The sequence below is a fragment of the Armatimonadota bacterium genome (genome assembly GCA_036504095.1).
Taxonomy (GTDB): domain Bacteria; phylum Armatimonadota; class DTGP01; order JAKQQT01; family JAKQQT01; genus DASXUL01.
Map to the genome: position 1 here is coordinate 1 of DASXVS010000071.1, position 13,289 is coordinate 13,289.

Genomic DNA, 13,289 nt, shown 5'->3' on the forward strand with positions numbered 1-13,289 from the left:
AACGCCAAGCTCATCCAGATGGGATTCTCGTCTCTCGCGGAGAGATACCACGCGCTTAAGTCTGAGTGAACCGCCCGGTGCGGACCCGCATGCCGGGTGGTGTGGGAGGCGGGGCCGGTAACGACCCCGCCTACCCGATTCGACAGGTGAGACAATCTCAACCACGCGCGCGGCGCTTCAGCGCCAGAAGAGGCAGCCCTCCGGAAAGAAGGAGTGCAATTGATGCCGGTTCGGGCACTGAGGTGGTTCCAACGTTGGTGAAGACGAAACTCTCGTCGTTGTAGTTGAAATCGCTGTTTGGGAATACGAGATCCTCGAACGCCACATATGCGCCGGCGGGCACGGTGCCGAAAACCGGAGATGTGGCGGTGTAGGCCGTTGAGTAGACGTGGTTGTGGCCCGTCACACCGGGGTCATCGTAGGTGACATTCATACCGGGATCCGAATATGCCTTTTTGCCGAGACTGAGGTTATTCAGAACGAAAACCAGAGAATCTCCCGCGGTTACAGGGCCAAGATCGAACGAGGTCCCCACCGCTGTGGCGTGGTTGTTCAGGCCAAACCCCGCGGCGGTTTGGACGCCGTTAACGAGCAGGCCCATCTCGTTGGTATAGCCGGCGGTGCCGCCGCCGACGAAATAGGCGATCACGTCGCCCGTATTGGCGGCCGTGAACGAGTAGGAGGTCGCGTTGTACGTCCCGACGTTTGGATACGGAATTGCGTCTGCCGCGTTCGCGGCCATCCCGGTTCCGAGTAGAAGCAAACACAAGGCCGCACTGGAAGCGGATATCGTCTGTACGAGTTTGTTCATGATGGTTACTTCCTGAGTTCAAGTTCGCGTGTGATCAGCCGCGCACCCGGCGCTTCAGCGCCAGAAGAGGCAATCCGCCCGCAAGCAGGAATGCCAGTGTCCCGGGTTCAGGAACGACGCCCTTAGTGCCGATCTGCCCGCGATACGCGAGCGAGAGGATCCGTCCCGCGGCATCGTTATCGACGACATCCATCCCACCCGTTGCAGTGAAGACGCAGTGAGACGCATTGCCATTGATGTCTGTATTTGTCAGGCCCAGGCTGGCGCCGAACGGCGTTACCGTGTTGCCGACCTCGGACTGGTCTACTGGGTTGGAGATGACCAGGAACGGCAGGAAGCCGAAAAGGTTGGTTGTAGCCAGGCTGGCGTCATTCGGAGTCTCGGCCAGGGCTACCAGTCCACCGCCCGCATTGATGTAATTGATGAGATCGGCGCTGCGAGCGTTCACCGCATCCAGTTCCGCCTGGGTGAGATTGCCGCCAAACGAAGACGGTACCAGGATTGCCGAGTAGTTTGCGAGATTCTCGGTGGTAAACTGCGCCGCGTTTTTCTCGACATAGGTGATCCCTGCAGCGTTGAGGCCCAGGGTGGAGTTGACGTGGCCGGCCAATACAGGCGTTGACTCATCGTGGAGATAGAGCAGTGGCAGAGCGGAACCGTTCTTGGCGTAGTTCACGCCCGTCGTGAGCAGGTTTGAAGCTCCGGTGGCGTTTGACCCAATGGCGGCGTGGAAATCCGGGTCGTGCCCGGTGATGAAAATGGAACCGGCGAAGGCCGGCACAGAAAGGACTGTAGTGACCGCACTGATGGCCACCAAGTGCAGAATACGCATGTCGCACCTCCAATCCAGGACGTTAAGTGCCGTGATGTTACGGCAGATTGGATATGTGCAATAAGTTTGCCACTTGATTCAGGCTGGCAATTCAGCGGATTGCCGCGCAACCTTACGTTCCTGTCTGTCCGGCCCAGGGTAGTCAGCAATCAGGCTTGGCTCGCGCAAAAATCCTGGCGATAGAGATCCCGGATGCGCACGAGGTCGGCTGGGGACAGGTCTTCGCGCGCCGGGGCTTCGGTGAACTCCACTAACTGTGCTTCGTCGTATATATTGGGGAGCACTGTCGTGATGCGGGGGTGGGCGAGCAGCCACTTGATGCTTGCCTGAGCCATCGTCAGATCGTGCTCTTGTTCCAGGAAACGCAGCGTCTCGACCTTCTTGATCCCCTCGGTGAGCCACCATTTCGGCCGGTGAAGCCGGTGGTCGTTGGGCGGGAAGGTCGTCTCCGCCGTGTAATGGCCTTCAAGCATTCCCGAAGAGTGGGGGACTCGGACCATGGCGCCGCACGTGTCCGGGCAATGCAGCAGGAAATCCTCGCCGGGGTGCTGTTCCAGGATGTTGTAAATGATGTGGATCGCCGTGATCGGGCGCATCTGCAGAAAGGCCAGTCCGTCTTCGAGCCAGCCGTTTGCCGGCCCCATCGCCGCGCCAATATACCGCACCTTGCCTTCCTGAACGATGGCGTCAAGCGTTTCCCACAACTCATCGTTGTGGGCCGCGTCCAGGCGTGCGTTGTGGAGTTGCCAGAGGTCGATGTGATCGGTATTCAGGCGCATCAGGCTCTGTTCCAGGGCAAACCGGACGAACTTGGGCGACCAGTCGTGCGGGCGCTCCTGCTGCCCCCGTCGTTCAGTGTTGTTGTAGAAATCGTACCCGAACTTCGTGGCGATGGTGATATCATCGCGATGAGCGCCAAGCGCCGTGGCGAGGAATGTCTCTCCGTAGCCTTCTCCGTAGGTATCGGCGGTATCGAAAAACGTCACTCCAAGGTCGTATGCCTTGCGAACGAGAGCAATCGCCTCGTCTTCAGAACGATCGCCCCACCAGCCGGTGGTGAGGGTCCAGAGACCGAAGCCGACTTCAGAAGCCGTCAAATCTGTGTTGCCGAACCGACGTATGCGCATGCGTTGTCTCCTGAGCGTGGATAGTGGCGGCGCAGCGCGCCGCCACTAAAGACACACACTCTCGCCGGGTTTCAGTTCCACGATTTGCAGGCCATTGATATCGCTGCATCGCTCCGATAGTTCTTTCGGAGTTCCGTTGAGCACCGGGAACGTGCCGAAATGGATAGGCACAACCGTTTTGATGCCGGTCATCCGAATCGCGTGGGCGGCCTCTTGCGGCGACATTGTGTAATGCCCTCCGATGGGGACGAGGGCTGTGTCCGGATGGTAAGTGTGCGCGATCAGTACCATGTCGCCAAACAGCGCGGTGTCGCCCATGTGCCAGATGCTGTAGCCGTTCGAAAAGCCGACGATGTAACCGGTCGCTTCGCCGCCCGGGATGCGCCTGTCTCCATCGGTGATCATCGACGTGTGGTCGGCGTGAACCATGGTGACGTCCACCGGGCCGATGGTTTGCGTTCCGCCCTTGTTCATCTCGTGGGTATGCCGAACCCCTTTGGATGTGAGGAAATCGCATATCTCGGGCGTGGCCACAATGGGCGCCCCGGTTCGAGCCGCGACCGGGACGGCATCCCCCATGTGATCCTGGTGGCCATGGGTGACCAGGATCAGGTCAATGCGCCCGGGGTCTTTCGCGTCCGGCGGACACGCGGGATTCCCGTCGAGCCACGGATCGATCAAAATCCGGTAGCCTTCCGGCGATGTGAGGACGAAAGTGGCGTGCCCCATCCAACGAACACCGATATCGTGTGTTGACATGTCAGTTACTCCTGTTAGCCCGTCCGAACGGCCTTTGGCCGGATTTTCGTCGGTCCGATCGCGTAGCGCAATCCCACCGTTGAATACTAACCTTGACAAGTACAGACTAAAGGGCCATAATACAGTTGTTGTTAAGGTGTGAGTTATTGCGCCCCGTACCCGGGGCCCATGATATCCTGCCCGTACGGGCAAAACACAGCGGAGGAAAATAGATTATGCCGAGGACAGTAGGGATCGACCTGGGGACCACGAACTCCGTGGTGGCGGTGATCGAGGGCGGTGAGCCGGTGGTGATCGCCAATGCGGAAGGAAGTCGCACCACGCCCAGCGTCGTCAGTTTTGACAAGTCCGGTGAGCGCCGCGTTGGCCAGACGGCCAAGCGCCAGGCGGTCCTTAACCCGGAACGAACGATCAACAGTATCAAGCGCTTTATGGGCCGCAAGTACAACGAAGTGCGAGACGAGATCAAGAACGTCTCGTACAAGGTTGTCGAAGGCCCCAACGGCGATGTCCGCGTGGACATCGACGGCAAGATGTACTCGCCCGAGGAGATTTCCGCGATGATCCTCGGCAAGTTGAAGACGGACGCCGAGGCGTACCTGGGCGACAAGGTAGACAAGGCCGTTATCACGGTTCCTGCCTACTTCAATGACGCCCAGCGCACCGCAACGAAAAATGCCGGCGCCATCGCCGGTCTGGAAGTGCTGCGTATCGTGAACGAGCCGACGGCCGCATCGCTGGCTTACGGCGAAGACAAGAAGCATAACGAGCGCATCGCTGTCTACGACCTGGGCGGCGGCACGTACGACATCTCCGTCCTGGAAGTCGGCGACGGCGTTGTGGAGGTCAATTCCACCAACGGCGATACCCACCTGGGCGGCGATGACTGGGACAACCGCATCGTTCAGTGGCTGGCCGACGAGTTCAAGAAGGACACCGGCGTGGATCTGCGCAACGATCGGCAGGCACTCCAGCGGCTTCGCGAAGCGGCGGAAAAGGGGAAGGTCGAGCTCAGCGGCTCCGCACAGACCCAGATCAGCCTTCCGTTCATCACGGCTACCCAGGACGGGCCGGTTCACCTGGACGTGACGCTCACGCGCGCCAAGTTCGAGGAACTGACGCGCGATCTCGCCGATCGCACAATCAAGCCGTTCCAGGCCGCCATCGGTGACGCCAATATCAAGCCGAGCGACCTGAACGAGATCATCCTCGTAGGCGGCTCCACCCGTATGCCGCACATCCAGGAGGAAGTGAAGAAACTCGGCGGGGGTAAAGAGCCAAACCGGACGGTTAACCCGGACGAAGTGGTCGCGATGGGCGCGGCGATCCAGGCCGGCGTTTTGGGCGGCGAAGTGAAAGGCATCGTTCTGCTCGATGTGACACCACTGACCCTCGGAATCGAAACCCTGGGCGGTGTGATGACCAAGCTCATTGAGCGCAACACTACGATCCCGACGCGCAAGTCCGAAACGTTCACCACGGCTGCGGACAGCCAAAGCGAGGTCGAGATTCATGTGCTGCAGGGCGAGCGGGATATGGCTTCGGCCAACCGCACGCTCGGCAAGTTCCACCTCACCGGGATCCCGCCGGCACCGCGGGGCGTTCCGCAGGTGGAGGTCACCTTCGACATCGACGCGAACGGCATCGTCAACGTCAGCGCGAAGGACAAGGCAACCGGCAACGAGCAGCGCATCACCATTACCGGCGCCGGCCAGCTCAACAAGGACGAGATCGACAAGATGATGAAGGACGCCGAGGCGCACGCCGCCGAGGACCGTCGCCTCAAGGAAATCGCGGACGAGCGCAACAAGGCCGAGAGCCTCATCTACCAGACCGAAAAACTGCTCAAGGACCTCGGCGAAAAGGTGCCGTCAGACCAGAAGGTATCCATCGAGAATGGCGTGTCCGAACTGAGGACCGCGCTCAACGGCCAGGATCTTGACGCGATCAAGGCCAAATCCGGTGAGCTCCAGCAGGCATCGTACAAGCTGAGCGAAATCCTGTATCAGCAGGCATCCGCCGGCCAGCCCGGAGCGGAAACGCCCCCGCAGGATTACACGCAGCCCGATCCGGGTCCGGAACCGACTCCGCACACTGAAACGCAGGACGACGTGATCGACGCCGAGTTCAAATCAGAGTGATGATTGCTGAGTGATGATTGGTGAATGGTGAGTCTCCGGATTCATCATTCATCATTCATCATTCATCACTTCCCATGGATCTTAACCAGGCATACAAGGACTATTACGCCATTCTGGGCGTAGGTAAGACGGCCTCCGACAAGGAGATCAAGGCCGCCTACCGCAAACTCGCCCGCAAGCACCACCCGGACGTCAACCCGGGCGACAAATCGGCGGAAGACAAATTCAAGGATGTGTCCGAGGCGTATTCCGTTCTGTCCGACAAGGACAAACGACAGAAGTACGATCTGTATGGTGACCAGTGGAAGCACATCAGTGAATCAGGCCAGGCCCCGGGCGCGGCGGGGTATGGCGGCTTCGGATCTCCGGGCGGCGGCTTCACATACACGGCCGGAGGCCCGGGCGGCTTTCCCGGCGCGGATCCGGATAGCGGTTTCCATTTTGGCGGTGGCGGCGGCGGCCTGGGCGACCTTCTGAACTCCATCTTCGGCGGCCGTATGCAGGATTCCTACGAACGTCCCCACGCCCGGCCCCGGCCGCCGAAGCGAGGGACAGACCTTTCCGGCGAGGTCATCGTCTCCATGCGCGAGGCTTTTACCGGCACGGAACGCAAGATTACCATTACAACCCCGGGCGGCGCCAAGAAGACGCTCACGATTACCATTCCTCGCGGCGTTGCGGACGGCTCCAAACTGCGCCTGGCGAAGCAGGGCGACGAGGCCCCGGGCGGCGGGCATCCGGGAGACCTCATCCTCACAGTGCTGGTGTCCGGCGTTCCCGGATGGGAACGGAAGGGTAACGACTTGTACACGGACGTGGCCCTCACCTTCCCCGAGGCGGCGCTTGGCGTGTCGCGAAAAGTACCGTTGCTGGTCGGAACGCCTCAGACGCTGACTATTCCGGCGGGTGTGCAGAGCGGACAGAAACTGCGCCTGAAAGGGCAGGGGATGCCGGTGCCCGGACAACCGGATAAATTCGGCGATCTGTATGTGCGGATAAAGGTTCTCGTCCCGAAGGCCCTCACGGACGAACAGCGTTCGGCGATCGAGAATCTGAGTGTGGTTCTGAAGGGCGCATAGCGCCCTCGGAGACGGATGATGGCGGAAAAAGCATACGAACCTGTATACGTAATCAGCGTGGCAGCGAAACTCTGCGAGATGCACCCGCAGACGCTGCGCGCCTATGAGCGTCAGGGTCTTGTGCAGCCGAAGCGCTCGGACAGCCACAACCGGTTGTACAGTGAGGCCGACATCGAGCGCCTGCGCCAGATCCAGAGATTGACCCGGGATCTGGGCGTCAACCTGGCCGGCGTGGAAGTCATCTTGGACCTCCTGGACCGCATGGAAGCCATGCGGGAAGAGATGGAGCAGGAACTCAGCACTCTGCGGAAACAGGTCATGCGCTGACCTATACCTTCCCGGTCGCGGCGCGTATCACCACCCCGAAGGCCTGGAAAGTCATCCTCTCGCCTGCGTGATGCATCGATCACGATCGCGCACCGCTCTTCGTCCCTCACCGTTGATATCAGGCGGCGGCGTGATAAAGCGCTTCCAGGCTGGCTTTGGTCCCAGGCAGGGACGTCTTCAGCCGCTGACGGGCCTTCGAGATATCCAGTGAAACGTCGCGCGGGCGGGCGGCAGGCAGCACAACGTCGTCCATGGAAGTCTCCCGTAGAAGGCCCGGGTCCAGCCCGGCGATATCCGCCAGGAGGCGGGCAAACTGCGCGCGGTTGACACGTTCAGGCCCCGCGACATGCCATATCCCGCTCAGGCGTTCGTCCGATACCTCCAGAATTGCCGCCGCCAGAACGCCGGCCTCGATGGGGGAGCGATATTGGTCGGTGAACACCGGGGTTGGGATGCCCTCGCGCAGGTTTCGGTAGAGTGTCTCCGAATACGACCCGTGGTGCTCCGCCATCGGTCTGCCGTAGATGAATGACGGCCGTACCACCGCGAAATCCGGGCAAGCGCTGCGCACGATATGCTCCGCCTGTGCTTTCGTGCGAGCGTAATGGTTGAGAGGCGACGGCGCATCGGCCTCAGTGTACATGCCGGCTTCACCGTCGAAGACAAGATCGGTGGACACGAAGAGCAGATGGGCGTTCACGGCGAAAGCGGCCATCGCGATGGCGCCCGTGGCGGTGAAATTGACCGCGTCGGCTTCCTCCCGATGGGCCTCGCAGTAATCCGGCGAGGTGAGTGCCCCGGCGTGGATCACAGCCCCGGGTTTCAGCTCGCGGATGAGCTCCATCAAGCGGCGGTTGTCCGCCAGATTGAGTTCAATGGTGCGGCCTGGGACCGGCATCTGGTGGGAGTGGACGATTCCTACCGCGTCCCGCCCCTGCTCCGCGCAGAGCCGCATGATATGGGCGCCGAGGAAGCCCGACGCGCCTGTGACGAGAAGCTCACACATTGGGTACGTTTCGGGCGAACGGGGCGTCTTCCGGCAGCCCGGGGGGTGGGGGATCCTTGGGAATCGCGCGGACCATCGTGTCGCGACGCATGTCGCCCATGAGCTTGTACCAGACTTTGATCGGATCGCCCCAGTCCATCGGCTCTTCGTGGTCGCCGACGGTCACCGGTTTGTCCTTCCACTTGTCAAGGTACGCCCAGAGGTGGTCCATTTCCTTCAGGTGTGTCACGAATTCGCCGTCTATAACATCTCCGACGTAGCGGATGTTGATAACCAGTTTGTACTGCATGTGTGTGCTCCCGTGTTTATGGTATCGCGCACGGCCGGGAATGGGAAACCGCGCGCTTCCCGGCGGTTGAGGGGGCGCCCGCGCGGCGGCTTTACCGCTCTGCGGTGCGCCTTCCTACAATGACGTATCACTACGGACGGCCGCGCCCGCGCGGAATGGAAAGGTCCCTATGCGCCGAATTACCATGGCCCTGCTTGCCCTCAACTGCCTGCCCGCGCTCGGGCGCGTCGGAATGGTGGACGTGAATCGTCCCGCCTATCCGGACAGCAGCATCGTCGATTTCTCGTTCCTCGTGCCCGCACCGGCGGGAACGCACGGATTTGTGACCACCCACCCGGATGGGCATTTCTATTTCGAGGACGGTAAGCGGGCGAAGTTCTGGGGAGTCAACGTATCCAGCGCCAGCATCAATATACCGGATCTGGATATCGACGCTGCGGTCGAACGCTTCCGGCACGCCGGCTGCAACATGCTGCGCCTGGAGGCGGCGGACAACGGCGGGATGCTGCTGGACACCCCCGTGAAGAACTCTTCGCGCAACCTCAATGCCGCCTACCTCCGCAAGATGCATCGCTGGATGTGGCAGGCGAAGAAACAGGGGCTCTACGTCTACCTTCAGTTGCTCGATTTCCGCACCTTCAAATCCGGCGACGGAGTCGTCAATGCAGACGCGCTTGGCCGGGCGGCAAAGCCGTACGCCTTTTTCGATCCTACGCTGATCATGCTCCAGAAGGAGTTCGCGCGGCAGATACTCCTCACGCCGAACCCGTTTACGAAAACGCGCCCGATCGCCGACCCGGGAGTGGCGGTCATCGAGCTGGCGAACGAGCACGGCCTTTTCATGAAGGGCGATATATGGCGCAAGATGCCGGCGCCATATGACAAGCAGTTCCAGGGGCTGTGGAACGACTGGCTGAAGAAGCGCTACTCGACGACTGCGTGCTTGGACAAGGCATGGACGAGCCCCGACGGCAAGCACGCGCTCCACGCCATGGAGTCGCTGGAATCCGGCGCCGTGGAAGTCCCTGATATGTCCGCGATGGACTCCGACGAGCGCGCCGCAGCAGACTGGACCGACGTCGCCCGGTCGCCCGCCCGTGTAGACGATGGCGCGCGATTTGCATATGAGGTTCAATGCAACTATTTCCGTGAAATGCGAACCTACCTTCACGGCATCGGGGTGAAAATCCCGGTAACCGCCGTCGTTTCCGCATGGATCGCGCCCGATGTAAAATCCGCCGCGGATACGCTGGATTGCACCGCCGAAAACTGGTATTGGGATCACCCGGCGTTTGAGCCGGGCAAGGAGTGGCAGAAGCCATTTTACTACGCCAACAAGGACCCCCTCGCGAACACCGGTCCATGGAACGCGCCTCCATACATGTCATTCCTGAAATGGAAGGGCAAGCCGGTCATTATCCGCGAATGGGCATCCGTCTGGCCCAATGAATACCGTGCTTCCAGCGTCCCCCTTGCGGCGGCCTATGCGGCGTTTCAGGACCTGGACGGCATGCTGGCGTTCGGCTACCAGTTCAACGGGCGCGGCCGGCTTGGTGACTTCGACTACGAACGTGACCCCGTCCGCTGGGGGCTCATGGGGATGGGAGCGTTGATGTTTCTTCGCGGCGACGTGAAGCCCAGTTCCGACGTGCTCCAGTTGTCCTATTCGGATAAAGCCCTGTTCACCTACCGGGACTACCTGAACGCGCTCTACCGCCTCGCGTTTGTCGTCCGCCTCGAATCGGTGGACGCCGCCGACGCTGGAAAGGCGCCCAACGAAATCGTCGTCGATGCCCAACCGCCGTCCCCCGCGGAAGCGCTTGCACCGGCCATTGAAACGCTGCGCAAGAGCCCAGCCCGCACTATTGCCGACAACCTGGATCGATTCGGCGTAACGGGAAGCACCCAGATCCTCGGTATGGATACCCAGTTGCAGGCGCTGAACGTGTTCAGCGCGCAGTCCGTCGCATTGGCCGGGCGCCTGTCCGATTTCGCCACGATCTACCCCGGCTTCGCCACCGGAACGCCGTACGGCTGCCTATGGCTCGCCTCGCTTGATGGAAAGCGCCTCGATGACTCGGACCACTACCTGATCAAGATGGTTTCGATAGCGAAGAACACCGGCGAAGAGTTCCAGCCGTCCGACGGCCCATTCTATCCGGGCCGGTATGCCCTGAAGAGTCTGGGTGCGGCGCCGGTGCTCACCAATGGCCAGGCAAGCGAGGACAAACCGACGCGGGTCCCCTTCGTCGGTGAGGGCCAGATGGAGGAGCGGACGCTGGAAGTCGACATGATTAACGGCACATGGGAACTGGAACGTAACGGGAACCTCGGGCGGTTCGCCTGCGATACGCCGGGCATCCGGGTCGTGGTTCCCGGCGCTGGCACGGTGAGCGCCATCCTTTCGTCCGGACAAACACAACCCGTGCCGGTCGTAAAGAGCGCGTTCACGTATCCCAAGGACGTGGACCGTGTGGAGATACGCTTCAACAATTGACTTAGGCGCCGTTCAGGGAAGCTGCCAACGGGATGTGGATACGCGAAGATCGGCACCGTCGGACTCCACGATCACGGCCCCGTCGATATCTGTTCGCAGCACGCGAGCGCCTGCATCCTGCAGGCGCTCCAGCGTCTCCGTCCGCGGATGCCCATAGAGATTGCCCCTGCCGCACGAGATGACCGCCCATCGCGGTCCGACAGCCTTCAGGTATTCCGAGCCGCTGGAAGTCGCGCTCCCATGGTGTCCGACCTTCAATACATCCGACCGGAGCCTCACTGCCCGGCTCAGCATCTCGGCCTCCGCGTCGTTCGCCGCATCGCCGGACAGGAGGAACGACGTCCGGCCGTATTCCAGGCGGCAGACGATGCTGTTGTTGTTCAGATCGTCCGGCGTCCCCGCGAGCAGGGGCCGTGTTGGACGCAGCACCTGCATGGAGACGCGCGGCTCGATGTTCAACACCTGTCCGGCGCGCCCGAGCCGGTAGGGGATATGCCTCCGAAGTGCCTCTTCGAGCGACCCGCGATATCCGGGCGCCGCGTGTGGCTGGCCGCTATCCAACCAGAGATCCGTCGGAATGGCTGCAAACACTGCCGGCAAGCCGCCTGCGTGGTCCTCGTGCGGGTGGGTGAGAATCACGGCGTCGAGCCGTCGGACCCCGGCGCGCCTGAGCGCAGGGAGGACGATCCTCGTCCCTGTATCAGAAGCCTGGGCCGACTCCGCCTCGTACCGACCACCTGCATCCACCAAGATGTTGTGTCCCTGCGGGGTTTGAATCAGCGTACAGTCTCCCTGTCCGACGTCGAGGAACGCGACCCGGAGCGGCGGCGCCGGGCCCCAGATTATCCAGGCAAGGCAGCCGCATGCGCCCAGCCCGGCCACGGAGAACCCAACCGGCATCTTCCAGCCGGCGGCCGCGCCTTGATCGGGCCAGCGGCGCAGCCAAGCCCATATGAACAGAAGGACGCACCACGACGCGCAGACGCCGGCTGCGGAGATCATCCCGACGTCAATGGCTGACCAGCCTGCGCCGCCGATCCTGTCGGTGCTCCAGAGCATGCAGTGCAGTATCCATCCATTGACTGCGCCAAGGGCCGCCGCGACCGCCGGCCAGCGGCTGCACAGCATACCCTGAAGGAGACCCAGCGCCATCGCCGGGCCAACCAGCGGAACGATCAGGAGGTTGGAGAGCGGAGAAGCAACGGAGAAAGTTCCGAAATACCGGACGGCCAGCGGCGCCGTCGCCAGGGAGGCAACGACGGAGGTTTGCACGGACTGTATAACGATGGAAAGGGCTCGGCTGCGTTTGGCGAACCGACGACCGTCGTACCACAGAGCCAGCGAGAGGGCCGCCGCAAACGAGAGCTGGAAGCCCGGATCTAGCAGATTGCCGGGGGAGGCAACGATCAGCGCGAGAGCAGAGAAGGCGATCGCGCTCCAGACATCCGGCTCGCGGTCGAATAGCGGAGCGGCCAGTGCCGCGCCGGTCATCAGCACCGCCCGCACCACCGCCGGCCTCAGCCCCGTCATCAATGCGAAGAAGAGCAGGGCGCCGAGGAGCAGCGCCGCACGCCACCGCCTCGCCCGCGGCCGCCTCGCAGGCATAAAGAGAGACAGGATGCCCGCCAGCAACACCACATGAAGCCCCGAAGTGGACAGAATATGAACTGTCCCCGCCCGCGCGAAATTCTGCTGGACGTTTTCCGGCAAGGCGCCCGTATCGCTGAAGAGGAGGCCGGCCAGAAGGGCCGCCTCGTCAGCTGTAAGCGTGGCGCGTATTCCGCGAGCGAGGGCGTGGTGCGTGCGGACGGCCGCGCGGACAACGGGATTTCCCACGTTGGAACCGTCCGGAGTCATCCCTCTGGCGGTCACGACGGCACATACGCCGTCCCGCCGGAGGTATTGCGCAGGCGGGAGTTCACCCGGGTTCGCGGCGTCGTCCGGCAAGCGGACCCGTCCCATGACCGCCAACCGGTCGCCGTACTCCGGCAGGCCCCGCACCGCGGGGGGCGCCAGTATCCGCACGTGCCCGGATGCCGGCATTTTTCCGGTAAACAAATCGGCGCGCGAAACATCCAGGTCGAATGAGACGCCCCACGGCCGCACCGCGGGATCCGAGGCCACCACACCGTGCAATCTCACCAGCTTGTGTTCGGTCAACCGCGAGACCGAATCGGTGGGAAGCGCCGCCCAATCCGCCGTTCGAAGCGTGCCGGCGCTGAAGACGACCGCCGCCAGCGCCACCATTGCGCCCCGGGAGGTTTGGAGGAACAATGCGGCAACGACGCCTGCGATGAAGACCGTCACAGTTACCCAGGCCGGCGTGGCAAAGGCCAGGCGCATCGCGGCGCCAAGGCAGAACGCAATCGCGAGAGGTGGCAGGGCACGGCGCTTCATCGCTTCGCAACCGACACCGCCTCA

Annotated in this window: 11 protein-coding genes; 4 read left to right on the plus strand and 7 right to left on the minus strand. The window is 62.1% G+C overall.

The features are described from left to right. Positions 1-157: 157 nt before the first annotated feature. The 4 genes from VGM51_15545 to VGM51_15560 form a co-directional block, all read right to left on the minus strand. Positions 158-811 carry a PEP-CTERM sorting domain-containing protein gene (locus tag VGM51_15545; GenBank protein ID HEY3414452.1) on the minus strand — a complete coding sequence of 218 codons (654 nt, stop codon included), beginning with the start codon at positions 809-811 and terminating at the stop codon, positions 158-160. Between the two features lie 34 nt (positions 812-845). Beyond that, the gene (locus tag VGM51_15550) at positions 846-1,643 is read right to left on the minus strand and encodes a PEP-CTERM sorting domain-containing protein (protein HEY3414453.1); all 798 of its coding nucleotides are present in this window, start codon (positions 1,641-1,643) and stop codon (positions 846-848) included. Between the two features lie 149 nt (positions 1,644-1,792). Beyond that, positions 1,793-2,770, minus strand: coding sequence for an aldo/keto reductase (locus VGM51_15555; GenBank protein ID HEY3414454.1), 978 nt, complete (start codon positions 2,768-2,770; stop codon positions 1,793-1,795). A 45-nt stretch (positions 2,771-2,815) separates the two neighbouring features. After that, positions 2,816-3,529 carry a metal-dependent hydrolase gene (locus tag VGM51_15560; protein HEY3414455.1) on the minus strand — a complete coding sequence of 238 codons (714 nt, stop codon included), beginning with the start codon at positions 3,527-3,529 and terminating at the stop codon, positions 2,816-2,818. A 215-nt stretch (positions 3,530-3,744) separates the two neighbouring features. Here VGM51_15560 and dnaK point away from each other — a divergent pair, with 215 nt between their 5' ends. From dnaK to VGM51_15575, 3 genes are all read left to right on the plus strand, one after another. Further along, on the plus strand, positions 3,745-5,670 hold the full coding sequence (dnaK, locus tag VGM51_15565) for a molecular chaperone DnaK (protein ID HEY3414456.1): 1,926 nt from the start codon (positions 3,745-3,747) through the stop codon (positions 5,668-5,670). 74 nt (positions 5,671-5,744) lie between these two features. Then, positions 5,745-6,749, plus strand: a complete 1,005-nt coding sequence (locus tag VGM51_15570) for a J domain-containing protein (GenBank protein HEY3414457.1) — start codon at positions 5,745-5,747, stop codon at positions 6,747-6,749. Between the two features lie 18 nt (positions 6,750-6,767). Next, complete coding sequence (locus VGM51_15575) at positions 6,768-7,076, plus strand: helix-turn-helix transcriptional regulator (protein ID HEY3414458.1); 309 nt, start codon at positions 6,768-6,770, stop codon at positions 7,074-7,076. Between the two features lie 118 nt (positions 7,077-7,194). Here the strand turns inward: VGM51_15575 and VGM51_15580 are convergent, their stop codons facing one another. Continuing rightward, a complete protein-coding gene (locus VGM51_15580; protein HEY3414459.1) occupies positions 7,195-8,082 on the minus strand; it encodes an SDR family oxidoreductase in 888 nt (295 codons plus the stop codon). Then, positions 8,075-8,371, minus strand: coding sequence for a hypothetical protein (locus tag VGM51_15585; protein ID HEY3414460.1), 297 nt, complete (start codon positions 8,369-8,371; stop codon positions 8,075-8,077). The genes VGM51_15580 and VGM51_15585 overlap by 8 nt, the downstream gene beginning before the upstream one ends. Before the next feature lie 169 nt (positions 8,372-8,540). Here VGM51_15585 and VGM51_15590 point away from each other — a divergent pair, with 169 nt between their 5' ends. Further along, positions 8,541-10,868: a hypothetical protein gene (locus tag VGM51_15590; GenBank protein ID HEY3414461.1), complete on the plus strand. Its 2,328-nt coding sequence runs from the start codon at positions 8,541-8,543 to the stop codon at positions 10,866-10,868. Positions 10,869-10,880: 12 nt separating this feature from the next. Here the strand turns inward: VGM51_15590 and VGM51_15595 are convergent, their stop codons facing one another. Beyond that, complete coding sequence (locus VGM51_15595) at positions 10,881-13,265, minus strand: DNA internalization-related competence protein ComEC/Rec2 (protein HEY3414462.1); 2,385 nt, start codon at positions 13,263-13,265, stop codon at positions 10,881-10,883. Between the last annotated feature and the right edge of the window lie 24 nt (positions 13,266-13,289).

Coding starts and splice junctions, on each gene's coding strand:
- VGM51_15545 (HEY3414452.1), bottom strand. CDS start 811: ATGAACAAACTCGTACAGACGATATCCGCTTCCAGTGCGGCCTTGTGT.
- VGM51_15550 (HEY3414453.1), bottom strand. CDS start 1,643: ATGCGTATTCTGCACTTGGTGGCCATCAGTGCGGTCACTACAGTCCTT.
- VGM51_15555 (HEY3414454.1), bottom strand. CDS start 2,770: ATGCGCATACGTCGGTTCGGCAACACAGATTTGACGGCTTCTGAAGTC.
- VGM51_15560 (HEY3414455.1), bottom strand. CDS start 3,529: ATGTCAACACACGATATCGGTGTTCGTTGGATGGGGCACGCCACTTTC.
- dnaK (HEY3414456.1), top strand. CDS start 3,745: ATGCCGAGGACAGTAGGGATCGACCTGGGGACCACGAACTCCGTGGTG.
- VGM51_15570 (HEY3414457.1), top strand. CDS start 5,745: ATGGATCTTAACCAGGCATACAAGGACTATTACGCCATTCTGGGCGTA.
- VGM51_15575 (HEY3414458.1), top strand. CDS start 6,768: ATGGCGGAAAAAGCATACGAACCTGTATACGTAATCAGCGTGGCAGCG.
- VGM51_15580 (HEY3414459.1), bottom strand. CDS start 8,082: ATGTGTGAGCTTCTCGTCACAGGCGCGTCGGGCTTCCTCGGCGCCCAT.
- VGM51_15585 (HEY3414460.1), bottom strand. CDS start 8,371: ATGCAGTACAAACTGGTTATCAACATCCGCTACGTCGGAGATGTTATA.
- VGM51_15590 (HEY3414461.1), top strand. CDS start 8,541: ATGCGCCGAATTACCATGGCCCTGCTTGCCCTCAACTGCCTGCCCGCG.
- VGM51_15595 (HEY3414462.1), bottom strand. CDS start 13,265: ATGAAGCGCCGTGCCCTGCCACCTCTCGCGATTGCGTTCTGCCTTGGC.